The organism is Methylobacterium sp. NFXW15 (assembly GCF_049887755.1).
In the GTDB taxonomy this organism is placed as follows: Bacteria; Pseudomonadota; Alphaproteobacteria; order Rhizobiales; family Beijerinckiaceae; genus Methylobacterium.
Map to the genome: position 1 here is coordinate 306,453 of NZ_JAGEKG010000005.1, position 21,840 is coordinate 328,292.

The following is a 21,840-nucleotide window of genomic DNA, read 5'->3' on the forward strand; positions in this document are numbered from 1 at the left end:
CCCTCGCTCACGCGACCTCCTCCGCAGCGACGCCGCAGGATTCCGCAACCGCCGCGCGCAGGGCCGCGCGCAGGCGGGCGAAGGCCGGATGGCCCGCGCTGTCGAACCCCATGCCGCCGATCGCGCCGACCGGCGCCAGCAGGCGCAGGGAATTGGTGACGAACACCGCCCGCGCCGCGAGCAGATCATCCGGGCTCAGCGATCGCTCCTCCACGGACAGCCCGCAAGCCGGGGCCAGGGTCAGCACCTGCGCCCGGACGATGCCCGCCAGCACGCCGTCCGAGAGGGGTGGGGTCACGAGGGCTAGCGCCTCTCCGTCCGAACCCTCCGCGTCATTGCGAGCGGAGCGAAGCAATGACGGGGGCAGGAGGCAGAACACATTGCCCGTTCCGGCGCAGGCGACATGGCCCTTGGTGTTCAGGAACAGGGCCTCGTCGAAGCCCTGCCGTGCCGCCTCGCCCGCCGCGAGCACGGCGTCGAGATAGCCCAGCGTCTTCAGCCGTGCGGCCGGGGACGTGTCGTTGCGGGCGATGCCGGTCGGCAGGAGCCGCAGGGGAGCGAAGGCGATGGCCCGGCCGCTCGGGGCGGCCGTGGCGAAGAGGGTCGGGTGGGCGACGTCCGGCGGCTTGAGGCCGCGCGGCCCGGCCCCCCGGGTCAGGGTGGTGCGGATGGCGAGCCGGTCGCCGCGGGTCGCGAGGGCGCGCATCGCTGTGCGGATTGCGTCCGCCCCGGTGGGAATGGCGAGGGCCGCCGCCCCGGCGACGAGGCGGGCGACATGCTCCTCCTCGAAGGCGATCCGGCCGTTCAGGGCAAGCGCCGTGTCGAACAGCCCGTCGCCGAGGGTCAGGCCCCGGTCGGCATGGTCGAGGGGCGCGCTGGTGCCCTCGATCACATGCCCGTCACGCCACAGCATCGCGCGTGTCCTCCCGCCATGCGCGGGCGAGGTCGAGGAAGTTGGCGAAGAGGGCGTGGCCGTTCTCGGTGAGCACCGATTCCGGATGGAACTGCACACCGTAGGTCGGGTGATGGCGGTGGGAGAGGGCCATCACCTCGCCCTCGTCCGAGACGGCATCGACCGCGAGGTGGTCCTCCATGCCGGGCTGCGGCGTCACCACGAGGGAGTGGTAGCGCGCCACGGGCATCGGCGCGGGCAGGCCCGCGAACAGGCGTCGGCCGTCATGGGCGATGGGCGTCGCCTGCCCGTGCAGGGGGCGCCGCGCCCGCTCGACCTTGCCGCCGAAGGCCGCGCCGATGGCTTGGTGGCCGAGGCACACGCCGAGGATCGGCAGGCTGCCCGACAGGTCGCGGATCGCGGGCAGGGACACCCCGGCCTCGGCCGGGCTGCACGGGCCGGGCGAGACCACCAGGGCCTCCGGCGCCAGCGCGCGGATGCCCGCGACGTCGAGGGCATCGTTGCGCACCACGCGCACCGTCTGCCCCAACTCCTCGAAGTAGCGGACGACGTTGAAGACGAAGGAATCGTAATTGTCGAGGACGAGGATCATGCGAAGGCCCTGAAGACGCGCTCGGCCTTGGCCAGGGTTTCGTCGTATTCCGGTCCCGGCTCGGACAGCAGCGTCACGCCGCCCCCCGCCTGAAGCACGGCCGTGCTCTCGTCCATGAACACGGTGCGGATGGCGATGGAGGTGTCGAGATCCCCATCGAAGCCGATCCGGCCGATGGCGCCGCAATAGATCTCACGGGCGTCGCCCTCGATCTCCGCGATGATGTCCATGGCGCGGATCTTCGGCGCCCCGGTGATCGACCCGCCGGGGAAGGTCCGCTCTAGGAGGTCGAGCCCGTCGAGCCCGTCGCGCAACGTCCCCGTGACCACCGAGACGAGGTGGTGCACGCCCGCATAGGTCTCCAGCCCGCAGAGCACGGGCACGTCCACGCTCCCCGGCTCGCAGACCCGCGACAGGTCGTTGCGCAGGAGATCGACGATCATCACGTTCTCGGCCCGGTCCTTGGCCGAGGCGGCGAGCCCCTCGGCGGCGGCGCGGTCTTCCTCCGGGTCGGGCAGGCGCTTGGCGGTGCCCTTGATCGGCCGGGTCTCGACATGGCGCCCGTCGAGCCGCACGAACCGCTCCGGCGAGGAGGAGGCGACCGTCAGCCCCTCGAATTCCTGGTAGGCGCCGAAGGTCGCCGGGTTGGTCTCGCGCAGGCGCCGGTAGAGCGCGAAGGGGTCGAAGCCCGGCGGCAGGTCCGCCGTGAACCGCTGGGCGATGTTGGCTTGGTAGATGTCGCCCGCGCGGATGTAGGCTCGCACGGTTTCCACCGCATCCTCATAGGCTTGGCGATCGAAGTTCGATCGCCACGCAAGCATGCTGGAGGCTTCGTCCCGCCGGGGGGCGGCGGCGTCCTTCAGGAGTTCGGCGAAGTGCGCGAGCCGGGCCTGCGCCCTTGCCTCGCGAGCCTCCGGCGTCGTCTCGGGGAAGCCCGTGGCCAGGAGCCGGGCGGTGCCGGCGGCATGATCGAGGACGAGCACCGTGTCGTAGAGGTCGAGGGCGATGTCGTCGGTCAGCCCGGCCCGGCGGGCGGGAGCCGCCACCTTCTCCAGGCTGGCACCGAGATCGTAGGCGAAATAGCCGATCGCCCCGCCGGGGAAGGGCTGGGCCGGATCGGCCGGGAGCCGGTAGGGGGCAAGGCAGGCGCGCAGGGCGTCGAACGGTCCGCCGGGAACGGGGCGCCCGTCCAGGGTCGCCTGACCGTCGCGGAAGCGGAACCGGGCAAACGGATCGGCCGCGACCACGGAGAGGCGGCCCAGCGCATCGTGGCGCATGGCGCTGTCGAGCAGGGCGAGCCCCGGCAGGGAGCGCAGCCGCGCGGCGGCGGCGATCGCATCGATCGGGGGCAGGTCTCGGGTCCACATGAACCGGGTTCGCGCCTTCGTCATACGGCATCCCTCCGCGCCGTCCGGACGCCCTCGCACAAGCGATGCCTCGGGGGAAGCGGGGGCATCCGCGACCCGGCCTCGCACAGCCGGGCGGAAACCGCTATATCGGGGCCAATCCCGAAGACTGCCAGCGTCCCCGCAGCGCCTCAGCCGCGCGGGCCGCGCCGCATCCGAAGCCGACAATGACCAGCACGCTCTCGCCCGACAGCAAGCCTGCCTCCCCGGGCGCCCCGAAAATCTCCTTCGTCTCCCTCGGCTGCCCGAAGGCGCTGGTGGATTCCGAGCGGATCCTGACGCACCTGCGCGCGGAAGGCTACGAGCTCGCCCGCAAGCATGACGGAGCGGACGTCGTCATCGTGAACACCTGCGGCTTCCTCGATTCGGCGAAGGCGGAATCGCTCGCCGCCATCGGCGAGGCCATGGCCGAGAACGGCCGGGTCATCGTCACCGGCTGCATGGGCGCGCAGCCGGAGGAGATCCGCGAGAAGTACCCGGACCTGCTCGCCGTCACCGGCCCCCAGGCCTACGAATCGGTGGTGGCGGCGGTGCACGAGGCGGCGCCTCCGGCCCACGATCCGTTCCTGGACCTCGTGCCGCCGCAGGGCATCAAGCTGACGCCGCGCCACTACGCGTATCTGAAGATTTCGGAGGGCTGCAACAACCGCTGCAGCTTCTGCATCATCCCGAGCTTGCGCGGCGACCTCGTGAGCCGCCCGGCGGCGGACGTGCTCCGCGAGGCCGAGAAGCTGGTGAAGGCCGGCGTGAAGGAGCTACTGGTCGTCTCTCAGGATACGAGCGCCTACGGCCTCGACATCCGCTACGCGGAGAGCCCCTGGCGCGACCGGCAGGTGCGCGCCCGCTTCTACGACCTCGCCAAGGAACTCGGAGAGCTCGGGGCCTGGGTGCGGCTGCACTACGTCTACCCGTACCCCCACGTGGACGAGGTGATCCCGCTCATGGCGGAGGGGAAGGTGCTCCCCTACCTCGACATGCCGCTTCAGCATGCGAGTCCGTCCGTCCTCAAGCGGATGCGCCGCCCCGGCAACCAGGAGAAGCAGCTCGACCGGATCCGGGCGTGGCGCGCCGCCTGCCCGGACCTCGCGATCCGCTCGACCTTCATCGTCGGCTTCCCCGGCGAGACCGAGGCCGAGTTCGAGGAGCTGCTCGAATGGCTGAAGGAGGCCAAGCTCGACCGCGTCGGCTGCTTCGAGTTCGAACCTGTGGCAGGTGCCACCGCCAACGCCATTGCCGAGCCGGTGCCGCCAGAGGTGAAGGCCGAGCGCAAGCGCCGCTTCATGGAGACACAGAACGCCGTCGCCCTGCGCCTGCAGAAGGCCAAGGTCGGCAAGCGGATGCCGATGATCGTGGACGCGGTCGAGGGTGGGGTCGCGCGCGGCCGGTCCAAGGCCGACGCGCCGGAGATCGACGGTACCGTCCATGCGAGCTTCCGCCGCCCGGTGCGCGTGGGCGACATCGTCTCCGTCAAGATCGACCGGGCCGAGGCCTACGACCTGTATGGCAGCGTGACCTGAGAAGCCGCGCCCCGTGACCGGCGCGCTCCTCCTCGCCCTGCTGCCGATCGCCCTGCTGATCGCCCTCGGTGCCGCCCTGCGCCGGGCGCGGTTCCTGGCCGAGAGTTTCTGGCCGCAGGCGGAGCGGCTCGGCTATTACGTGCTGCTGCCGAGCCTGTTCATACACGGGCTCGCCACCGCGCGGCTCGACGGAGTACCGGTCCTCACTCTCGCGGCCGTGCTCGTCGGCTCGACGGTCGCGGTCGCCCTCGTCCTGCTCGCCCTGAGGCCGCGCCTTGCCCTCGACGGAGCGGCGTTCACTTCGGTGTTCCAGGGCGGGATCCGCTTCAACAACTATGTCGGAGTCTCGGCGGCGGCGGGCCTGTTCGGCGCGCAGGGGATCGCCCTCGCGGCGGTGGCCAACGCGGCCATCGTGCCGACCGTGAACATCCTGTGCGTGCTGGTCTTCGCGTGGTTCGGGTCCGGGGGGCGGCTGGCTCCGGCTGCCATCCTCCGGCAACTCGCCCTCAACCCCCTCGTCGTCGCCAGCGCCATCGGCATCGCCCTCCAGGCCACGGGACTGACCCTGCCCCCCGGAATCGAGCCGGTGCTGAAGGCCCTCGGGCAGGCCTCCCTGCCCCTTGGGCTTCTCTGCGTCGGCGCCGCGCTGGATTTCGGCACGGCCCGGACCTGGATCCGGCCGCTCGCCGTCACCTCGGCGGTGAAGTTCGGGCTGATGCCGCTGGCGACGGTGCTCGCCTGCCTCGCGCTCGGCCTGCGGGGCCCGGCGGCGGCCACGGCCCTGCTGTTCCAGGCGCTGCCGACCGCCTCCTCCTCCTACATCATGGCCCGCCAACTCGGCGGCGACGCACCGCTGATGGCGGGCATCATCGCCCTCCAGACGGTGCTCGCAGGGGCGGCCCTGCCGCTGGTGCTGCTGCTGCTCGAGGGAATCGCCGTGTGAGGCAAACGACCCGAGCGCCGACCCGGCGCTGTTGGAGCTTATCCCTTCTCCCCGCGCTTCACCGTCTGCCACGCGGCCTCCATCGCGGCGAGGTCGGAGCGGCCGAGTTCGCCGCCATCCGCGCGCAAGGCCTCGGCCATGGCGCGAAAGCGGCGCTCGAACTTGGCGGTGCCGTCACGGAGGGCCGCCTCGGGGTCGATGCCCGCATGGCGGGCGAGGTTGGCGACGGAGAACAGGAGGTCGCCGATCTCCTCCGCGAGCGGTCCCTTGTCGCCGAGCGCTAGGGCCTCGGCGACCTCGTCGGTCTCCTCGCGGACCTTGTCGATGACCTGGGCGGCCTCGTCCCAGTCGAAGCCGTAGGAGGCCGCCCGGCGGGAGACCTTCTCGGCGCGCGTGAGGGCGGGGAGGGCGAGGGCGACGTCACCGAGCGGATCTGGCGCCTTGGCGGGCTTGGCAGCCCGCTCCTGCGCCTTGATCGCCGCCCATTGCGCCTCGACCTCGGCCGGGTCGCGCCGGGGCGAGCCGGGGGGCAGGAGCGTGCCGTCCGCCTCGAAGACATGCGGATGGCGGCGGATCAGCTTGGCGGCGATGGCGCGGGCCACGTCGTCGAAGGCGAAGCTGCCCTCCTCCTCCGCCATGCGGGCATGGAAGACCACCTGCAGCAGCAGATCGCCCAATTCGTCGCGGATCTCGTCCCGGTCGCCCCGCTCCACGGCGTCGGCGACCTCGTAGGCTTCCTCGATCGTGTAGGGGGCGATGGTCTCGAAGGTCTGCGCCACATCCCAGGCGCAGCCGCGCTCGGGATCGCGCAGATCCGCCATGAGGCGCAGCAGAACCTGGATCGGGCTGTCCGGGGGAATCGTCACGGGTGAGGCCGTCCGCTGTTCTTGGGCGGTCCGGTCTAGCACCTTCCGCGGCGGTGCATCAGAAGCCCGGCGTGGTCATCCCGTCTCGCTCGCGCACCCGCTCGGCCTGGAAATCCGCGAGGTAGGCGGTGAGGCGATCGCCCGCGACCCGATCGCCGCACTGGACCCAGAGTGGCGCGGGGAGGGCGCGGGAGGGCAGGCGCAGGAGAAAGAGTTCGGCGGCGCGGGCCGCGTCGCGCTCGGTTCCCGAGGCGAGGAGCCGGGCACCGGCCGGAGTGCCGATCAGGATCGCGATGGTGGCGGGGGACTCGCTCATGGCCTGTCAACGACTCGACACAGCGTTCCGTTGCGCTCCTCCGATGTCGCGCCTGCCGCTGCGCGACGAGCGCGACAAGCCGTGATCGGTCTTGGTCCAGTGATGGGGCGCGCGGACCAGTTCGGCCACGGCGCGATAGGCCGCAACGCTGACGAACACGAAGTAGACGGGCAGCAGGAGCAGGACCTTGTACAGGTCGCGCCAACCGCGTCGGCGGCACCCGAGGAAGGCCGGGGCGACCATGGCGGCGAGACCCGCCAGCAGCAGGGTCAGCGCAAGACCGGTGGCGATGTTGTCGAGGAGGGTCGGAGCGGGGCCGAGCCGTCCGGCCAAGGCATCCCGGGCGACTAGGACGAGGCAGACCGGATAGGCGAGCGCTGAGAGGACGGTGCCGGGGACGAGGGCGAGGAAGGTCAACGCCCCGAGGGGGCCGAGGCGGGACAGGAGGGCGAGGGGCCGCCGACCGTGAACGAGGCTCGTCTGCAGGTAGCCCTTCAGCCAGCGGGTGCGCTGGCCGGTCCAACGCGGCAATCCCCGCGCCGTCTCCTCATAGGTCGCGCTCGGCAGATCCCCCGTCCGGTAGCCCGCCAGGGCGAGGCGAATGCCGAGATCGGCATCCTCCGTGACATTGTAGGCATCCCAGCCGCCCAATTTGCGCAGGACATCCGTCCGCAGATGCATGGTGGTTCCGCCGAGGGGCAATATTAGGCTCCACCAGTGTTCACCAGGGCTCTTAACGCCTCGCGATGAGCATTACACAGCATCACACTTGTTCACTGTAGTTCACACAGCTACATTGGACAGATATTGGACAGGATGATCACGATGGCCAAGCGCGTGCGCGATACCGTCCTGGATTCTCCGACTGCGAGGTCGAAGCTGAAGGTGCAGGCAAAACCTTACTTCCGCGCCATCGATCGCGGTCTCCACCTCGGATACCGCAAGGGCAAAACTGGGGGCACGTGGGTCGCACGTCGCTATCTCGGCGAGGAGCGATATGCCGTCGAGGCGCTGGGCCGAGCCGATGATCGTCAGGCGGCCAACGGCAGCACTGTTCTCACCTTTCAGCAGGCTCAGGACCGCGCGCGCGGCAGGATCAAAGAGTTAGAAGAGGCCGAACGCATCGCGGCGCTTGGACCTACGATCACGGTGCGCAACGCTATCACTGCCTATATTGAAGTCTGCGAAACCAGAGAGGCGAAGAACAAGAATGGTGTGGCGCTTAGGCGGCACACCCGCTGTCGGCTGACAAAGCATGTGCTTTCCGATGAAGCGCTGTCCGCCAAAGCGTTGCAGGCGCTCACAGTCGATGACCTGCAAAGCTGGCGCGCTCACGCTTCTACGGCACTTGCCGATGGCAGTATCCGCCGGATCACCAATGATTTTCGAGCAGCACTTTATGCTGCGATCCGGCGGCAGGCTGACAAACTTCCCGCGACGATTACGACGACGATCCGCAATGGCCTAACCCCTCCAACGGCTTCCGCTCCCGTCGCACGCAACGCTCAGATCCTCCCGGATGCAGATGTCCGCCGCATTGTCGCGGCGGCGGCCGTGGTGGACGCCGAAAGTGGTTGGGACGGCGATTTGCAGCGCCTCGTTTTGGTGCTGGCTGCCACCGGGCTGCGGTTCTCCCAAATTATTCGGATGACCGTCGCGGACGTTCAAATGGAACAGAACCGACTCATGGTGCCGGTGAGCCGGAAAGGCACCGGCCGTCGCCCGACTTCTCACATCGGGGTTCGCGTGGCGCCTGATGTGATTGCTGCGCTCCGTCCAGCCGTAGTCGGTCGTCGCGGAACGGAACCGCTGCTCCTGCGTCCGAAGTGGCAAATGGTGACAGTGAGGGAATGGAGGAAAGTCGATCATGTCCCGTGGCAGGAGGCTACCGAGATGCGCTACGTCTGGCGCGCGATCTTGGAGAAGGCTGGCCTGCCGGGCGATGTCGTACCTTACGCCTTGCGGCACAGCAGCATAGTCCGTGGCCTGCGGGCCAATTTGCCCGTCCGCCTCGTCGCCGCACTCCACGACACCTCCACCGCGATGATTGAGGCGCACTACTCCGCATACATCGTCACGGCTTTGGACGAGCTGGCAGCGCTGGCCGCAGTCTCCCTCGTCACGCCCTCTCCGGCGCAACTGCGGAGCGTGGGATGAATGAGGCCCTGACCATCCCCGGATGGGTCCCAGATGGAGTGCGCCTCATGTACGAGGTGGGTCCGCTTAAGAACGAATGCGCCCGGCGTCTGCTGACAGACCCGCGTATGAAGGCGGCATGGACTGAACTGCGGAAACTAGTTCCGCGAGGCGATGCACCGACACCGAGCTACCATCCTCCGTCCTCCTACATGCAAGAGAGATCGAAATTCATAAGCCCAGGCTGCTCACCAGAAAAATACAATGATGTCGGCGCACCATTAAGTGATTTCGACCGATTAGCTGCGGCTTTGTATTATCAGGTCATTCTCACGCTTAGCCAAATTGAGAAGCCTATGACCTGGACAGTCGCCGAGGCGAGAGATATGGCGAAGCCTTATCTCGAAGCAGTCAAACTATGCGATGATTCAATTAAAATCGAGTCAATTCCATCTTGGGGCAATCCGCCACGTCTCCTCAACGAAGAAATTGTCAGCGCTCTCAAGGCAACGAGAGATTATTTGTTCGATCAGGCCCAAATTCGCCTCATGGCGAACAATCCGCGTGTCCTTGAAAGTCACGAAACGTCCGATCCACTACGGGCGCATGCCAGATCAATAGCTACGATGGTACGCGATCTTTTTGGGCCGTTCCCCAAAGATTTCCCGCATGCCCCGGTAACCCGGATCTTCATGGTGAGCCTCAATGAGAATGGCGACATCGACGCTATGAAGAGACGAGTAGTGAAGTGGTGTCAGGCCGGGCCCGTCCCCATAAGCATCACAACTAAAGGGGCCCTACCCCAATAAGTTTTTCGCCGTTCGGGGCATTATGAGCGCTGTCGCGGCAGGCTAATTCGACTCCACCAAGCCCCTTGTGGATTTGCGGAGTTAGCCAATGCCTCGCAGGAGTTTTCAGCTTCCGACAGAGACCTCCGTCGCAACCAACCCAAAGCCGGTTCGAGATTTTCGAGCAGAAGATACGGGTGCCTACAGCATCTCTGAGTTCTGCTTCCGCAACAAGATCGGCGAAAGCTCTTACTTTTACATGAGAGCTATCGGGCGTGCGCCTAAGACTACGCGCGTCGGACGGAGAGTTATTATCTTTTCGCAGGATGAGATGGCTTGGCGCCAGAGCATTCAGGACAACCCGCTTCCGGCCTCGCTCCGTCGCGCCGCTGAAGCTGCTGCTGAGCAGGAGGCTGCTTGAGCCATGAAGAAACCCGCGCATCGCGGGGCGACGGCGGGTCTCTCAAATTGCGTCCGGCAAGATCGCTTTGAGAGATATGCGCCAACCGAGGCGCCTCGGCAAGCCCCCTATCTCATCAGCCGCTTTGGATTGACGCCATCTATCGCTGGCGTTGTGGCCGAACTGGCTTTCGCGACCTCTGACACATGGAGGGCGACGCGATGAGCAGCGATACCCTCCTCAACATCCTGCGCGAGACCGACGCACGACTGTTGGCAGCCCAAGATGGCGCCGAGGTTCGGAAGATTGGCATCGATCATGTCCGAGCGCTTGGCGTCGATTTCGCCGCGACGGTTTATCTTCAGATCTCATCTAGTCCGAGCCTCACGCCGACGCAGCAGAGTATCTTCTTGATGCGGGCTATTGGCGGCTTGAAGGCGGCAATTGAATCGTCGTTCGTGACGCAGAAGGTTCGGGACGCCAGTCTTCTCGCTGATCATTTGGAGGCGGTGGAGATCGGCTTCTTCACCCAGTTCGATAAGCTGATGACGATGGCGCAGATGGGAGGCCGGGCATGAGCACCCCTCCCGAACTCTGCATCGTCGCGATTGACCCCGGCCTGACCGGCGCGGTGGCCTTCTACTTCCCTGCCGTCCCCGAACGCGTGTCCGTCGAGGACATGCCGGTGGTGAACGGCGAGGTAGACCCGCACACCTTGGAGCGGCGGATCAAGCAACTCGGCCCGACGCTCGCGGCTATCGAGCGGCAAGGCCCGCAGCCTCGCGACGGCTGCCGACAGGCATTCGGCATCGGCTCGGCCTTCGCCACGGTGAAGACCGTCGCCGCACTCTGCCATCTGCCGATCCATCTCGTGACGCCATCCGTCTGGAAGCGGCATCACGGAATCCTCGCGGCTGCCGATCCGAAAGAGGCAAGCCGGGCGCTTGCCCTCCGGTTGTTCCCGGCTTCGGCCGAGAGCTTCAGCCGGAAGAAGGACCACGGGCGCAGCGATGCTGCCCTGCTTGCTCGGTTCGCCGCCGACACCTTCGCAAAGGGAGGTGCCGCATGAAGCCGTCAACGACTGAGCCCGACCGGATCGCCCTAGCCCGCCTCAACTTCGAGGCCATCGGAGAGGCGGCTGAACTCGCCGCGAACTATGCGGACATGGCCGTGCGGTTCGCGGCTGTGAACGATGCGCGCGGCGCTGCCTATGCCCTTCGGTGCGCCGGAGCCTCGCTGCTCACGGCTACCCAAGCCGTCGAGATGCTGCGCCCGCCCTCTGGCCGACGAGGAGGCGCTTGATGTCCGAGCGTGCTTACAACGGCCCGACAATGGACACGGCCAATCCATTCCACGGTTGGCCGGGACCGGACCCAGACATCCTGCGTCGGCCTAAGCAGCGGCCGGAGTCCCGTCTCGGTGACAGGCTTCGCGCCGGGGCGGCCTTCGCTCTCCGCTGGCACGGCGATGCTGATCCGAATGCCGACCGCGCATGGTTGGTGCGGGACCTGATCCCAGAGACCGGCAAGGGGCTGGCCTCTGGTCAGTGGGGCGCTGGCAAAACCTTTGCGGTTCTCGATCTTGGTGCGTCGGTGATGACCGGACAGCCGTTCGCCGGTCGGAAGGTTGCTCGGCAAGGCGGCGTCCTCTTCATCGCCGCCGAGGGAGCCTACGAGATCCCTATCCGCCTTCGGGGCCTCGTTCAGGGCAAGCTTGGGCCGGAGGCGCCGGAGCGGTTGCCATTCGCTTGGATCGAAGAATGCCCCCGCCTTCTCGATGCCGATGCGGTTCCGCAGTTGGTGGCGGTTGCGACGATGGCGGCCGAGCACTTGGCCGAAGCCTTCGACCTGCCGCTAGCCTTGGTCGTGGTCGATACGGTAGCGGCAGGCGCTGGGTTCATGGACGAGAACTCGGCCGCCGAAGCGCAGCGTGTGATGAACGCGCTGGAAGCCATCAGCCACAAGACCGGCGCCTTCGTCCTCGGCGTCGATCACTTCGGCAAGGCCCTTGAGACTGGCACTCGTGGAAGCTCCGCGAAGGAATCTGCCGCCGACGTCGTGCTGGCTATGCTCGCTACTCGCGACGAGGCTGGCAGCATAAGCAACACCCGCATGGCAATCCGCAAGGTTCGCGGCGGGCGGTGCGGATACGAGATCCCTTATGCCCTCGACGTCGTGACCGTTGGCGAGACCTACGACCGCGAGCCGATCACCACCTGTATCGTCAACTGGCAGACAGATCGGGTCTCGGCGGCGGCAGTTGCGGTAGCCAAAGAGCGGTGGCCTACCTCGCTGAAGGTTTTCAGGGAGGCGCTGCTTTCCAGCCTTGCTGATCATGGCATCCGCGCGTGGCCCTACGGAGCCGACCAGGGCGAGGTTCGCGCCGTCCCCCTGCAAACCGTGCGCGCCAGCTTCAACGACATCTACCCGGCAGACGGCGACGACGATGCCAAGCGCGCGGAAGCCAAGCGGAAGGCATTCAAGCGTGCCGTCGATACCTGTCTAGGCCGCAGTCTGATCGGCTCGGTCGCACTGAGCGGCATCGACCACCTCTGGCTGAAACCGAGCACGGACTAACCGGACATCCGAGACCGGACAGACAGGACACTCCCTAGTGTCCTTGTCCTGTCCGTCCGGAAACGGACACGCAGACATCCGGGACATTTGTCCGGTTTGTCCGGTTTGTCCGGTCGTTGAGACGGTCGTGATCGGGCCTTTGATGGCGCCCGGGAAGCCAAGCAGTTCGCCGGTTTTTGCTGGCAAATCTCGCAGCATTGCCGTCTCACGGCGAATAAACAGCTAAGTGGAGCGCAGTGAAACGTTATGCGCCAATGACTTAGCGCTCGATCTAAACTATCTTACCCAACGAATGTCTAATAAGGCGCGCGGGTCGGTGGCAGATAGCCCGAACATTGTTGCGCAGAAGCCGTCGCATCGAAGCCGCGTCACGAACGGCTCGGCTCTCTTGGCGAACGTGGACGGCCGCTCGACGTGGGCGCGCCGCATGCGCGACCTCATGGAACTGCACATCTCCGACCTCGGCGGCGACGGTGCGGTGTCCGCTGCTGAGAGATCCATCGTCCGCCGGGTCGCTACCCTCACCGTCGAGTTGGAGCGGATGGAGGAGCGCTTCGCTACCGATGGCGAGGCTGATGCCGAAGCCTTGGACCTCTATTCGCGGACGAGCGGAAATCTGCGTCGGTTGCTCGAAGCAGTTGGGCTGCGCCGCCGGGCCCGTGATGTGACCCCTGACCTGCGTGACTACATCGACGCGAGGCCAGTGGTATGAACCTGCTACAGGCCACCACCGACCCGAAGCTGTTCGCCCCTTGGTTCAAGGACGAGGCGACGTGGACGGCTTGGCGTGCCTTCCTAGGTGCCCTGTTCGGCTTGCCGCTGTCCGAGGCAGAAGCCGACGTCTACCGCGCCTGTACGGCCCGCCAATCGCTTCCTGAGGCCCCCTACAGCGAGGCGTGGCTTGTCTGCGGTCGGCGCGGCGGCAAGTCCTTCATCATGGCGCTGACGGCGGTCTACCTCGCCGCCTTCCGCGACTACCGCCAGTTCCTCTCGCCGGGCGAGCGGGCGACCATTCTGATCCTCGCAGCCGACCGCAGACAGGCGCGGGTGATCTTTCGCTACATGCAGGCCCTTCTCACTGAGGTGCCGATGCTCGCCCGCATGGTGGCCCGTGAGACCGCCGACGAGTTCGACCTCACCAACCGCGTCACCATCGAGGTCGGGACGTCCTCGTACCGCGCCGTTCGTGGCCGCACCCTCGCGGCAGCCCTTTGTGACGAGATCGCGTTCTGGCCGACCGACGACGCGGCCGAGCCCGACTACGCCATCCTCGATGCGCTGCGCCCTGCTATGGCGACGATCCCCGGCGCGGTGCTGCTGTGCGCTTCGTCGCCCTATGCTCGGCGTGGCGCCCTCTACGACGCTCATCGTCGGCACTTCGGCAAGGACGGGGCCCCCGCGCTCGTCTGGCAGGCTGGTACGCGGGTGATGAACCCCACCATCCCGCAGTCGGTGGTGGACGAGGCCCTTGAGCGGGATCTGCCGAGCGCATCGGCGGAATACCTCGCGCAGTTCCGGTCAGACGTGGAGAGCTTCATCTCCCGCGAGGTGGTCGAAGCAGCCATCACTCGCGGCGTGGTTGAGCGGCCGCCCCTGTCGAAGGTTCACTATTTCGCTTTCGCGGACCCCAGCGGGGGCGCGTCGGACTCGATGACGATCGCCGTCGCTCACCGGGAAGGTGATCGCGTCATTCTCGACGCTTTGCGCGAGCGGAAGGCGCCTTTCAGCCCAGAGGCCGTGGTCTCGGAGTTCTCGGACCTGCTGAAGCGCTACCACCTTAAGAGCGTGGTCGGCGACCGGTACGCGGGCGAGTGGCCCCGTGAAGCCTTCAAGCGCCACGGCATCACCTACGAGCCTGCCGAGAAGCCCAAGAGCGCGCTTTACCTTGATCTGCTGCCGAAGCTGAACTCGGGCGAGGTCGATCTGCTCGATGTCCCCGCACTGGCGACGCAGCTGATCACCTTGGAGCGTCGCACCGCGCGGGGCGGCCGGGACAGCATCGATCACGCACCCGGAGCCCACGACGACGTAGCGAACGCAGTAGCGGGCGCCATCGTCGGCGTTGGAAATGCCCGCAGGCCCCTCATCGTCAGCCGCGAGGCCGTCCTCGCCTTCGCAGGCCCCGGTCCTGGTCGAAACCGCGACCGCCACCGCTACGGGAGCACGCTCTGATGGCCTATCGCGTCTGCCTCTACGACACCGCTGCGCTCACTGCCGATGGCCGCCGTGGCCGTCGCGTCAACGCCGCCGCCTACACCGGCATCACGGGCGACACCCGGTCATTCCTTATCGTCAGCCCTTCCGACCTCATGGCCCCGGCTTGGGCTGCGGCGTCCCGCGTCACGGGCAACCCCGCCGATGGCGGCGTGGTCGAACTCTACCCCGTTGCCGAGAAGCCGAGCGACGTCCCATCCGCGAACTTCGTCCCTTGGACGAACTGACCCTCACGCATTCGAAGGAGTATAACCCATGACCCCACAGACCATGGAAAGCATTCTCGAATTCTGCATGGGCAAGATCCCCGATGAGGATCTGATGACTCTCGAAGAGATGATGGCAAAACAGGTTCCGGCGAAGGAAATTGCCGCCGATGCCGCGATCAAGCGACGGGCCAAGCTGGCGATGGACTGCGCGCTGCGCGGCTACAAGGTCGAGAGAAAGCGCGCCGCGCAGACCATTGTGGCGGATCGCGATGCCATCCTGGCGCTGCATCCGAACATGTTCCGCATCGGGGACGGCTCGAACGTCGGCTTCGTCAAGCCAATGACAGCCAAGCAGGCCAAGCCCATGACGGAGGCCGAGCGCACTGAGTCAGCGGCCGCGTTCCCGCACATGTTCAAGAAGCACTAAGCCGATGGCGAAGGCTTCTCTTTCCCTGATCTCCCCGGCCCGCACGCCGGAGCGGCAGAAGCTTGCCGATGCCATCCTTGAGCGCGACCGCCGGGCCGCGCTGGTACAGGCCAAGAGCGCCGAGAAGGCCGCTATGATGGAGCAGTATCAGCCGCTCTGGTCGCGGCGGTTCGCTCTGGAAGACGATCTGAAGTACCGGCGCAGCACGCCGCCGAGCGACACAGCGCGGCTGGATGCGCTCTTGAGTGGCGAGACGCCCCCGGAGGCTACCCCGCTTGAGGCGATGCAGGCCGAGCTTGAGACGGTGAACGCCGAGGTCGCCCGCCTGCGCGAGCAGGAAGGGGTGATCGATAGCGACCTTCGGCTGCTGGAAAGTGCGCACAGCATGGCGGCCGATACGGTGAGGGAGGCAGCGGGCGCCGTCATCGTCGCCGAGCCCGCCACGGCGGCAGCGGTCGCCGAGTACGCCAAGCTGAAGACCCGGCTGCGGATGCTGGACCGCGCCATTGGCGGCGCGCTGACCGTGTGGTTGCCCGGCAAGGCCCAGACCATGGCCGAGCACCACACCGTTGCAGGTCTCCCAACCCTGCCCCCTTGCCCGTGGCAGGCCGTACGGGACCGTCTCGCCTCCGATCCTGACGCCCGCCTCCCGATGCCGGAGGACGTATTCGCCGAGCCGTCACCGCGCTCGGCCGCCTGATGCAGCGCGATCACCGGATTGCCTGACAGGGCGGGGTCCGGCCGCGCAGCGAGTGCGGGGCCTTCACGGGCTTCACCCCGCGCGGCGCCAAGCTGGCAAGTGGCGCTCACCAAGTAACCGCCAGCAGACGACGAGGCTCTTTCCCATTGGAGTCGGCGTCTTCCGACACAGCCCCCGGCGCAGTTGGTGCCGGGGGCATCCTGGCAAGGGCATGAGGTCCGGCATGGGTGAGATCGTCAGGCTGAAGCGGGCTGTCGCGACGACTGCCGTGATGCAGAACGTCGTTGAGTACGCCGCGACCGGCGCGCTCACGGTCGTGTTCGGCCGGATCGAGAAGCCCGAGCCACCGCACGAGTGGAACATCGTCGTCCGCGCGCCGGATGCACCGGACATGGTGATCGCCTCTGGCGAGTGGCCGGAGGGGCATCCCGATGAGGACTGGGCGCGCCAGATCGGTGTACACATCGAGATGGCCAAGGCGGTGCTGGCCATCGCTCACAAGCGCCTCCCGGCCCTAACTGCCGACGACCGGCCGACGTCCCCGAAGCTGGGGGCTTCCTGATGGCGAAGCCTCGCACGGCCGGTGAGGCCATGCTGAACGTCGATAGGGTCCGCAAGTTTGCGACCCGGCAACGGCTGCTAATCGGCATCCCGGCCGAGAAGGCGGAGCGGGGCGACGGCGGCCCGAACAACGCCACGCTCGGCTACATCCATGAGTACGGAGCGCCGGAAGCCAACATCCCAGCGCGCCCATTCCTCATGCCCGGCATGGAAGCCGCCCAGTCCATGATCGTGGACGAACTGGCGAAGGCATTCGCGAAGGGGATCTCCCTCGCTGCCGTTCAGGGCGACGTGTCGGCGGGGAAAGCAGCCCTGACCGATGGTTTGCATCGTGCCGGGCTCAAAGCCGTGTCCATCATTCAGGGCCGGATCACCGCTGGCCTCTCGCCGCCGCTGGCTGAGCGCACCGTCTACGCCCGCCTTCATCGCAAGAAGAACCGGCGCAGTGGCTCGGACATGAAGCCCTTGATTGATACGGGGCAGCTGCTCCGCTCGATCTCCTATGTCATCCGCAACTGATCTGAACGGCTGAAGTCATGTCTACGGAAGTTCTGAAAGAGTTTCTGATCGCGGTTGGATTTAAGCCCAACGAGAGCGCAGCAAAGCGGACGACTGAACTTATCGCAGGCGTCGAGAAGCAGCTGGTCGCGAATGACAAAGCCGCTCGCGAGCGCGATGCCGCTGAGAAGGCGCGCGTCGCCGCTCAGACCCTCCGCGCCGCCGAGGTTGCTTCCTCGCTTCGGATGGTCGGCGTCGCGGTTGCAGGCTTTGCCACGGTGGCCGGTGCCGCGATGGGCGCTCTCGCCGTCGCGATCAAGAACACCATCGGCGAGTTCGACCGGCTCTACTACATCTCCGGCCGGTCGGGCGCTTCGGTCAACAACCTAAAGGCGCTGGGCTATGCGTTCGCGCAGACCGGTAGTTCCGCCGAGGCCGCGCTTCAGGCGGTAGACAACTTCGCCCGCGCTCGCCGCTCCAATCCAGGCATCGACGGGCTACTCCGCAGCTACGGGGTGAGCACGCAGGGTGATAGCAGCGAGGTTCTGTCAAATGCGCTAGACGCAGTTACCAAGCGTCACCCGCAGTACACATCGCAGCAAATCGCAGGGTTATTTGGCATCTCCCCCGATGAAGTGGATCATTGGGTCCGCTACCGCAAGGAGATCGCGCAATTCGATAAGCAGTATAAAGATCTGCAACGCACCTTCGGCGTGAACGGCGGGGAGATGGCTCGCGCCTCCACGTCGATCAGCCGTGCGATGGGCGAGTTTAGTGCCGTCATTGAGGTGCTGAAGAACAAGCTCGTGTCGTTCTTCCTGCCCGCCATCGAGGCGGTGGCAAAAGGGATGACAGACCTGCTCAACTTCCTCACGAATGACGAAAACGTTGCTGCGTTCGCAGCCTACTTCGACAAGCCCATCGCTGCTATCAAAGAACTGATAAACTGGGTCAAGGTGCTCTACGATCAGTTCGTGGTGCTGTTCGAGTACGTCCGCAACAGCCCCATCGGGAAGCTGCTCGGCGGCATTAACCCCGGCTACTTCCGAGAGAAGTTTCTGGACTTCATCACGCCATTGTCGGCGCAGGCAGCGACGAATGGCGAGGGCGACACGACCGCCAAAGAGGGCAAGCCCGGCATCGTCCAGCGCGGCGTGAACGCGGTCAAGCGTGCCCTCGGCCTCGGTGGGTCCATGGACGGCATGCAGGCCCGCGCGCCGGAAGCGGCAGGCAAGTACCGCCCCGTCTACGCGCTCTCGGATGCGGACCTCAGCCAACGCACGGCGGATATCATCGCAGGCGAGGCGATCCGCAGAAACCCTGAGAGTATCGATGCCGTCATCAACAACATGATGAACCGGGTCGGATCGAAGGGCTGGGGGCCGAGCAAGAACCTTTTGGACGTTGCGACGGCGCCGGGCCAGTATGAGGCCGCGTGGAAAGGCTCAAAGGCCAACGCATCCGAGACGGAGTTTATTCAATCCCGCATCCGCGCCATTGCGTCAGGAGGCGTGCCCGATAACACCAACGGTTCGAACGCCTATCGTGCGGGGAGCTACCGGGGGCCCTGGTATCAGAAACATCGGGATGCGCCTGTGATCGGCGGCAACCGATTTGCCTACGAGCCCGGCGCTTCGAACGGCCCCTATGCGCCCTATCGCGCCGGGGCAGATGCACCAAAGGGTCCTCCGGCGCCGCGCTTCAGCACCACGCCGAACACCTTTAACCCCAGCGACTACATGCGCTCGCAGCCGATGGGCTCGACATCCACCAGCAACGACAACAGCCGCACCGTCTCTCAGAACAACCCGGTGACGGTGAACATCAACGGAGCGAGCGATCCGCAGGCGACGGCCTCGGCCGTGACGCGCGGGGTGGGTCAGGCACACGACATGAGCTTGCGGAACGTCCAGACAGCGATCCGATAGGTTTTCCCAGTAAGAGTAGGCTCTAGCGCTATGCTTCGCTAAAATCGCGACATCCATTCGGCGCAGCGCCCGGCATGATGGTCTGAGAGATCTCAAGGCTGGAACGGTCTGAGAAGTGGTCGTGTTGGCTCTGGGCAACGCCGCAAGTTCGCAGGCGGGGCCCGGAGTAAGCCATTGTTCAAAGTACCGACACTGACAGCCGGTCTGTTCGCAGCCAGCATGTTCCTCGCACCTGTTCAGGCATCCGCAGCTCAGATCGGCGTCGGCGCCGTCCCTGAGACCGGTAATGCGGTGCACGAAGTTCAGTACGGCTATGGGGGCCCGCGTTTCGGGTATGGCCCGCGAGGCTATGGTCGGCCTCATTTTCGTGGTCGTGGCTACGGATATGGCCGTGGCTATGGTTACGGGCACCGCTTCGGTCCCGGTCGCGGATATGGGCGTGGCTACGGTCGCGGCTATGGATACGGGCGGCCGGGTATCTTCTAACCGCCCCTTGCAAGCTGTTTGGATTTTAGCCCGCCCGGTTAGCCGTGGCGGGCTTTTTCGTCCCCTGGTCCCGGTATGGGACCGCGAACGGCCCGCACAAAAGACGGCCCGCTAACCCTCATCCATTATCCTTTAATGAGGCCGCGTTGCGTACCGGCCCCGCTGGTGAGATCGGACGCTCCCCCGCCCCGTGATCGGATCGGGGCGGGGCCGAGCGGTCCGGTCCCGCCGAGTGCGGGCCTACCCCTCGTCCTCGCCGTAGGCCCGCACGGTCGTCTTCCCATCTGGGGTGAGGAACCACGCCCTGCCGTCGCGGTGCGCGACGCGTGAAGCCGGGCGCTCCTCGACCAAGCCCATCTGCATCAACAGCGGCATCACGCTCGGGTACGCGCCAAAGCGCAAGCCACCGGGTGCGGACGCTACCGCACGCAGAGCCGCCAGTTGCTTGCCGCGCAGCGGCAGAGGCACCGGGGCCGCATAAGCCTTCGCTCTCATTGGTCGTTTTTGAAGGCGTCCACACCCGTCCCCATAGCCCTGCCACGCGCCCCGCTGAAGCCATTGAACTAGGGCAACCGGTCGGGTTTGTTCCACGGATGTTCCAAATCGGATCGGATCGCAACGCGCCATTTTGCGCGTCATTACGGTGGGGCTGATCCATGGCCTTTCCGAAGACGCTCGCCGATTTCCCGTTCGTCGTGGTGCGCCTGAGGTGCGACCTGTGCCCTCGACAGGGGCGCTATCGCCTTGCCCGGCTGGTCGCCCACTTCGGTGCCGACGCGGACCTGGATCGGGTTCGGCGCGAACTGGCGAAGCCGTGCCACCGCCTAGAGAACAAGGGGACGGCGATGCGGCCCGGGTGCCGGGTCGAGTACACAGACCTTCGCTACGACTCGCAGCGGCGGCCCGACCTACCGCCGAGCTACTGAAGCTGCTCGCTGACGGGTTGGATCCCACGACGCATGGCCAGGCCAATCAACTCCTCGTCCGTCATGATGAGGTCGCCAATCCGCCAGCGGTCCATATCGTCGCCGTGCGGCTGGATAGGCCAGCCGAGCGCAATGAGGGCTTCGGCCGCGTCCTGAGCGACGTAGGCGTTGGTGAGGAAGTCTTCCATACGGCCAAGCTAGGGCGGCGTCGGTATGGAGGCATTGCCTGTGACCGCATGGCTCACGCAAGGCGACTGCGGTAGCTCGGCCGCATGTCAGTCAGTCCCGCCCCGTCGCCTCTTCCCGATCCCGTCGCCCGGTGGCGGGACGCGCTCGACAACTTGTCGCCGCACGCCTCGCCGTGCCGCTATCTCGTCCCCGCGAAGTGGGCGGCGATCCGCGAGGACGCGATCGCCTTCTGCGATCGGCACGGGGCCGAGGCGCACCGGCTGGGGTGGACGGCGGCCGAGTTGTTCGCGGTCCACCCGGAACACGGGACGCTGCGCATCGACTACTGCGGCGCGCTCATGATGACGGAGCTTCACCCCTCGGCCGTCGAGGCAACCCGGATCGTGACGGCTCGCGGATCTGCCCGCCGCAACAAGCCGGGGCAGGTGTGGGGCGTGCCGGTCTGGGAGTATGCCAGGAGTGGGAAGGGGCGGTAGTGGGCTATTGGGGCCCGACCATCGCCTCTTTCACGATCTCCAGCGCACGGATGACCGCGAACGCCGTCGCTTCGGCGTCCGTCTCGCCCTCGGCGTTGTCGGGAAAGAGCGCGACCGCCTCCGCATTCCCGCCGCCCTCGCGCCCGATGATCACCTGTAGGGTCATGCCGACCTTCTCGTCCTCGGCGCGGATCAGCGCTACGAAGTGGCCGACAGCGGCACCGTAAACCTGAAGGGGGCTGAAAGCCTCGACAGTTTCAGGAGGGGCTTCGGCCTCGGCGCGGCGGAAAGTGGGGCGGATTACGTTCGTCATGGACTGACTATCGCACACCAGTGCGAGGCGCGCTGCCAAGGTACGGTTGTATCTTTTTCGAGACGTGCAACATGCCGTGGTGCGAGCTATCTCTGTCTAAGGCAGAGAGGTTGTCGTGTTCAAAGTGAAGGGGATCGATTCGAAAGGCAGGGCTATGACCTTTGCCTGCGGTACCGACGAGCAAGCGATGGAGAAGACATGGGAGCTGCAACGACGCGGCTTCCGCGAGGTCGTGGTCATTGACCACAGAGGCAAAGAACTCCCTGCGGCTGCCTTTGAGCGATCGCTCAAGATTGACTGGGACTGAAGGCTCTTAACAAGCCGAGCAACGATCGGGTAGGCGCATCGGCGGGGAGGAGGAAGCGAACTATGAGCAATTGCAGGCCAATGTATCTGGCACTACTTGCTCCGCTTGCTCAAATCGATGTAGCCCCTCTCATCAATCTGTAAACCTGCAAAA

At 66.2% G+C, this 21,840-nt stretch carries 28 protein-coding genes; 19 read left to right on the plus strand and 9 right to left on the minus strand.

Going from position 1 to position 21,840, the window contains the following annotated elements:
* Positions 1 to 7 precede the first annotated feature (7 nt).
* From J4O73_RS14020 to pabB, 3 genes are read right to left on the minus strand one after another with little or no spacing between them, the layout of a single operon-like run.
* Entirely contained in the window at positions 8 to 913 is a 906-nt protein-coding gene (locus J4O73_RS14020) for an aminotransferase class IV (RefSeq protein ID WP_426218207.1), read from the minus strand.
* Positions 900 to 1,505 carry an anthranilate synthase component II gene (locus tag J4O73_RS14025; RefSeq protein WP_426218210.1) on the minus strand — a complete coding sequence of 202 codons (606 nt, stop codon included), beginning with the start codon at positions 1,503 to 1,505 and terminating at the stop codon, positions 900 to 902. The genes J4O73_RS14020 and J4O73_RS14025 overlap by 14 nt, the downstream gene beginning before the upstream one ends.
* Positions 1,502 to 2,872 (minus strand): aminodeoxychorismate synthase component I, encoded by a 1,371-nt coding sequence (pabB, locus tag J4O73_RS14030; RefSeq protein ID WP_426218386.1) that lies wholly within the window; start codon positions 2,870 to 2,872, stop codon positions 1,502 to 1,504. Before pabB ends, J4O73_RS14025 begins: the two co-directional genes overlap by 4 nt.
* A gap of 206 nt (positions 2,873 to 3,078) precedes the next feature.
* Between pabB and rimO the strand changes: the two genes are divergently transcribed.
* Together rimO and J4O73_RS14040 are read left to right on the plus strand one after the other, a co-directional pair.
* Positions 3,079 to 4,428 carry a 30S ribosomal protein S12 methylthiotransferase RimO gene (gene rimO / locus J4O73_RS14035; protein ID WP_426218211.1) on the plus strand — a complete coding sequence of 450 codons (1,350 nt, stop codon included), beginning with the start codon at positions 3,079 to 3,081 and terminating at the stop codon, positions 4,426 to 4,428.
* Positions 4,429 to 4,441: 13 nt separating this feature from the next.
* Positions 4,442 to 5,371 carry an AEC family transporter gene (locus J4O73_RS14040; RefSeq protein WP_426218213.1) on the plus strand — a complete coding sequence of 310 codons (930 nt, stop codon included), beginning with the start codon at positions 4,442 to 4,444 and terminating at the stop codon, positions 5,369 to 5,371.
* A gap of 38 nt (positions 5,372 to 5,409) precedes the next feature.
* On the opposite strand, the gene mazG is transcribed toward J4O73_RS14040, so the two are convergent.
* From mazG to J4O73_RS14055, 3 genes are read right to left on the minus strand one after another with little or no spacing between them, the layout of a single operon-like run.
* The gene (gene mazG / locus J4O73_RS14045; protein ID WP_426218215.1) at positions 5,410 to 6,237 is read right to left on the minus strand and encodes a nucleoside triphosphate pyrophosphohydrolase; all 828 of its coding nucleotides are present in this window, start codon (positions 6,235 to 6,237) and stop codon (positions 5,410 to 5,412) included.
* 58 nt (positions 6,238 to 6,295) lie between these two features.
* Positions 6,296 to 6,553 carry a hypothetical protein gene (locus tag J4O73_RS14050; RefSeq protein WP_426218217.1) on the minus strand — a complete coding sequence of 86 codons (258 nt, stop codon included), beginning with the start codon at positions 6,551 to 6,553 and terminating at the stop codon, positions 6,296 to 6,298.
* 6 nt (positions 6,554 to 6,559) lie between these two features.
* A complete protein-coding gene (locus tag J4O73_RS14055; protein ID WP_426218219.1) occupies positions 6,560 to 7,234 on the minus strand; it encodes a glycosyltransferase family 2 protein in 675 nt (224 codons plus the stop codon).
* A 144-nt stretch (positions 7,235 to 7,378) separates the two neighbouring features.
* Here J4O73_RS14055 and J4O73_RS14060 point away from each other — a divergent pair, with 144 nt between their 5' ends.
* The 14 genes from J4O73_RS14060 (at position 7,379) to J4O73_RS14125 (ending at position 18,990) form a co-directional block, all read left to right on the plus strand.
* Complete coding sequence (locus tag J4O73_RS14060) at positions 7,379 to 8,710, plus strand: tyrosine-type recombinase/integrase (RefSeq protein WP_426218221.1); 1,332 nt, start codon at positions 7,379 to 7,381, stop codon at positions 8,708 to 8,710.
* Positions 8,707 to 9,498 (plus strand): hypothetical protein, encoded by a 792-nt coding sequence (locus J4O73_RS14065; RefSeq protein ID WP_426218223.1) that lies wholly within the window; start codon positions 8,707 to 8,709, stop codon positions 9,496 to 9,498. Before J4O73_RS14060 ends, J4O73_RS14065 begins: the two co-directional genes overlap by 4 nt.
* Positions 9,499 to 10,098: 600 nt before the next feature.
* Complete coding sequence (locus J4O73_RS14070; protein ID WP_426218224.1) at positions 10,099 to 10,455, plus strand: hypothetical protein; 357 nt, start codon at positions 10,099 to 10,101, stop codon at positions 10,453 to 10,455.
* Entirely contained in the window at positions 10,452 to 10,946 is a 495-nt protein-coding gene (locus J4O73_RS14075) for a hypothetical protein (RefSeq protein WP_426218226.1), read from the plus strand. The genes J4O73_RS14070 and J4O73_RS14075 overlap by 4 nt, the downstream gene beginning before the upstream one ends.
* Positions 10,943 to 11,179 (plus strand): hypothetical protein, encoded by a 237-nt coding sequence (locus tag J4O73_RS14080; RefSeq protein WP_426218228.1) that lies wholly within the window; start codon positions 10,943 to 10,945, stop codon positions 11,177 to 11,179. Before J4O73_RS14075 ends, J4O73_RS14080 begins: the two co-directional genes overlap by 4 nt.
* Positions 11,179 to 12,453: an ATP-binding protein gene (locus J4O73_RS14085; RefSeq protein ID WP_426218230.1), complete on the plus strand. Its 1,275-nt coding sequence runs from the start codon at positions 11,179 to 11,181 to the stop codon at positions 12,451 to 12,453. Before J4O73_RS14080 ends, J4O73_RS14085 begins: the two co-directional genes overlap by 1 nt.
* A 427-nt stretch (positions 12,454 to 12,880) precedes the next feature.
* Positions 12,881 to 13,165, plus strand: a complete 285-nt coding sequence (locus tag J4O73_RS14090) for a hypothetical protein (protein WP_426218232.1) — start codon at positions 12,881 to 12,883, stop codon at positions 13,163 to 13,165.
* Complete coding sequence (locus J4O73_RS14095; RefSeq protein WP_426218234.1) at positions 13,162 to 14,625, plus strand: hypothetical protein; 1,464 nt, start codon at positions 13,162 to 13,164, stop codon at positions 14,623 to 14,625. Before J4O73_RS14090 ends, J4O73_RS14095 begins: the two co-directional genes overlap by 4 nt.
* The gene (locus J4O73_RS14100; protein ID WP_426218236.1) at positions 14,625 to 14,894 is read left to right on the plus strand and encodes a hypothetical protein; all 270 of its coding nucleotides are present in this window, start codon (positions 14,625 to 14,627) and stop codon (positions 14,892 to 14,894) included. The genes J4O73_RS14095 and J4O73_RS14100 overlap by 1 nt, the downstream gene beginning before the upstream one ends.
* Positions 14,895 to 14,922: 28 nt before the next feature.
* Positions 14,923 to 15,303, plus strand: coding sequence for a hypothetical protein (locus J4O73_RS14105; protein WP_426218238.1), 381 nt, complete (start codon positions 14,923 to 14,925; stop codon positions 15,301 to 15,303).
* Between the two features lie 4 nt (positions 15,304 to 15,307).
* A complete protein-coding gene (locus J4O73_RS14110; RefSeq protein WP_426218239.1) occupies positions 15,308 to 16,003 on the plus strand; it encodes a hypothetical protein in 696 nt (231 codons plus the stop codon).
* Between the two features lie 223 nt (positions 16,004 to 16,226).
* Positions 16,227 to 16,565, plus strand: coding sequence for a hypothetical protein (locus tag J4O73_RS14115; RefSeq protein ID WP_426218241.1), 339 nt, complete (start codon positions 16,227 to 16,229; stop codon positions 16,563 to 16,565).
* Complete coding sequence (locus J4O73_RS14120; protein WP_426218243.1) at positions 16,565 to 17,083, plus strand: hypothetical protein; 519 nt, start codon at positions 16,565 to 16,567, stop codon at positions 17,081 to 17,083. Before J4O73_RS14115 ends, J4O73_RS14120 begins: the two co-directional genes overlap by 1 nt.
* Before the next feature lie 17 nt (positions 17,084 to 17,100).
* Positions 17,101 to 18,990, plus strand: coding sequence for a hypothetical protein (locus J4O73_RS14125; protein ID WP_426218245.1), 1,890 nt, complete (start codon positions 17,101 to 17,103; stop codon positions 18,988 to 18,990).
* Positions 18,991 to 19,716: 726 nt separating this feature from the next.
* On the opposite strand, the gene J4O73_RS14130 is transcribed toward J4O73_RS14125, so the two are convergent.
* Positions 19,717 to 19,971: a hypothetical protein gene (locus tag J4O73_RS14130; protein WP_426218247.1), complete on the minus strand. Its 255-nt coding sequence runs from the start codon at positions 19,969 to 19,971 to the stop codon at positions 19,717 to 19,719.
* A 161-nt stretch (positions 19,972 to 20,132) separates the two neighbouring features.
* On the opposite strand from J4O73_RS14130, the gene J4O73_RS14135 reads away from it, so the two are divergent.
* Positions 20,133 to 20,402 (plus strand): hypothetical protein, encoded by a 270-nt coding sequence (locus J4O73_RS14135; protein WP_426218248.1) that lies wholly within the window; start codon positions 20,133 to 20,135, stop codon positions 20,400 to 20,402.
* Here J4O73_RS14135 and J4O73_RS14140 read toward each other — a convergent pair.
* A complete protein-coding gene (locus tag J4O73_RS14140) occupies positions 20,396 to 20,590 on the minus strand; it encodes a hypothetical protein (RefSeq protein ID WP_426218250.1) in 195 nt (64 codons plus the stop codon). The genes J4O73_RS14135 and J4O73_RS14140 overlap by 7 nt on opposite strands.
* An 84-nt stretch (positions 20,591 to 20,674) precedes the next feature.
* On the opposite strand from J4O73_RS14140, the gene J4O73_RS14145 reads away from it, so the two are divergent.
* Complete coding sequence (locus J4O73_RS14145; protein ID WP_426218252.1) at positions 20,675 to 21,067, plus strand: hypothetical protein; 393 nt, start codon at positions 20,675 to 20,677, stop codon at positions 21,065 to 21,067.
* 4 nt (positions 21,068 to 21,071) lie between these two features.
* Here J4O73_RS14145 and J4O73_RS14150 read toward each other — a convergent pair whose 3' ends face one another.
* On the minus strand, positions 21,072 to 21,380 hold the full coding sequence (locus J4O73_RS14150) for a hypothetical protein (protein WP_426218254.1): 309 nt from the start codon (positions 21,378 to 21,380) through the stop codon (positions 21,072 to 21,074).
* 115 nt (positions 21,381 to 21,495) lie between these two features.
* Here J4O73_RS14150 and J4O73_RS14155 point away from each other — a divergent pair, with 115 nt between their 5' ends.
* Positions 21,496 to 21,687 (plus strand): hypothetical protein, encoded by a 192-nt coding sequence (locus tag J4O73_RS14155; protein ID WP_426218256.1) that lies wholly within the window; start codon positions 21,496 to 21,498, stop codon positions 21,685 to 21,687.
* The last annotated feature ends 153 nt before the right edge of the window (positions 21,688 to 21,840 follow it).

Coding starts and splice junctions, on each gene's coding strand:
- J4O73_RS14085 (WP_426218230.1), top strand. CDS start 11,179: ATGTCCGAGCGTGCTTACAACGGCCCGACAATGGACACGGCCAATCCA.
- J4O73_RS14055 (WP_426218219.1), bottom strand. CDS start 7,234: ATGCATCTGCGGACGGATGTCCTGCGCAAATTGGGCGGCTGGGATGCC.
- J4O73_RS14145 (WP_426218252.1), top strand. CDS start 20,675: ATGTCAGTCAGTCCCGCCCCGTCGCCTCTTCCCGATCCCGTCGCCCGG.
- J4O73_RS14095 (WP_426218234.1), top strand. CDS start 13,162: ATGAACCTGCTACAGGCCACCACCGACCCGAAGCTGTTCGCCCCTTGG.
- J4O73_RS14020 (WP_426218207.1), bottom strand. CDS start 913: ATGCTGTGGCGTGACGGGCATGTGATCGAGGGCACCAGCGCGCCCCTC.
- J4O73_RS14135 (WP_426218248.1), top strand. CDS start 20,133: ATGGCCTTTCCGAAGACGCTCGCCGATTTCCCGTTCGTCGTGGTGCGC.
- J4O73_RS14110 (WP_426218239.1), top strand. CDS start 15,308: ATGGCGAAGGCTTCTCTTTCCCTGATCTCCCCGGCCCGCACGCCGGAG.
- J4O73_RS14125 (WP_426218245.1), top strand. CDS start 17,101: ATGTCTACGGAAGTTCTGAAAGAGTTTCTGATCGCGGTTGGATTTAAG.
- J4O73_RS14100 (WP_426218236.1), top strand. CDS start 14,625: ATGGCCTATCGCGTCTGCCTCTACGACACCGCTGCGCTCACTGCCGAT.
- J4O73_RS14050 (WP_426218217.1), bottom strand. CDS start 6,553: ATGAGCGAGTCCCCCGCCACCATCGCGATCCTGATCGGCACTCCGGCC.
- J4O73_RS14130 (WP_426218247.1), bottom strand. CDS start 19,971: ATGAGAGCGAAGGCTTATGCGGCCCCGGTGCCTCTGCCGCTGCGCGGC.
- J4O73_RS14150 (WP_426218254.1), bottom strand. CDS start 21,380: ATGACGAACGTAATCCGCCCCACTTTCCGCCGCGCCGAGGCCGAAGCC.
- J4O73_RS14060 (WP_426218221.1), top strand. CDS start 7,379: ATGGCCAAGCGCGTGCGCGATACCGTCCTGGATTCTCCGACTGCGAGG.
- J4O73_RS14075 (WP_426218226.1), top strand. CDS start 10,452: ATGAGCACCCCTCCCGAACTCTGCATCGTCGCGATTGACCCCGGCCTG.
- J4O73_RS14025 (WP_426218210.1), bottom strand. CDS start 1,505: ATGATCCTCGTCCTCGACAATTACGATTCCTTCGTCTTCAACGTCGTC.
- J4O73_RS14105 (WP_426218238.1), top strand. CDS start 14,923: ATGACCCCACAGACCATGGAAAGCATTCTCGAATTCTGCATGGGCAAG.
- J4O73_RS14065 (WP_426218223.1), top strand. CDS start 8,707: ATGAATGAGGCCCTGACCATCCCCGGATGGGTCCCAGATGGAGTGCGC.
- J4O73_RS14120 (WP_426218243.1), top strand. CDS start 16,565: ATGGCGAAGCCTCGCACGGCCGGTGAGGCCATGCTGAACGTCGATAGG.
- rimO (WP_426218211.1), top strand. CDS start 3,079: ATGACCAGCACGCTCTCGCCCGACAGCAAGCCTGCCTCCCCGGGCGCC.
- J4O73_RS14090 (WP_426218232.1), top strand. CDS start 12,881: ATGCGCGACCTCATGGAACTGCACATCTCCGACCTCGGCGGCGACGGT.
- J4O73_RS14140 (WP_426218250.1), bottom strand. CDS start 20,590: ATGGAAGACTTCCTCACCAACGCCTACGTCGCTCAGGACGCGGCCGAA.
- J4O73_RS14070 (WP_426218224.1), top strand. CDS start 10,099: ATGAGCAGCGATACCCTCCTCAACATCCTGCGCGAGACCGACGCACGA.
- pabB (WP_426218386.1), bottom strand. CDS start 2,872: ATGTGGACCCGAGACCTGCCCCCGATCGATGCGATCGCCGCCGCCGCG.
- J4O73_RS14080 (WP_426218228.1), top strand. CDS start 10,943: ATGAAGCCGTCAACGACTGAGCCCGACCGGATCGCCCTAGCCCGCCTC.
- J4O73_RS14115 (WP_426218241.1), top strand. CDS start 16,227: ATGGGTGAGATCGTCAGGCTGAAGCGGGCTGTCGCGACGACTGCCGTG.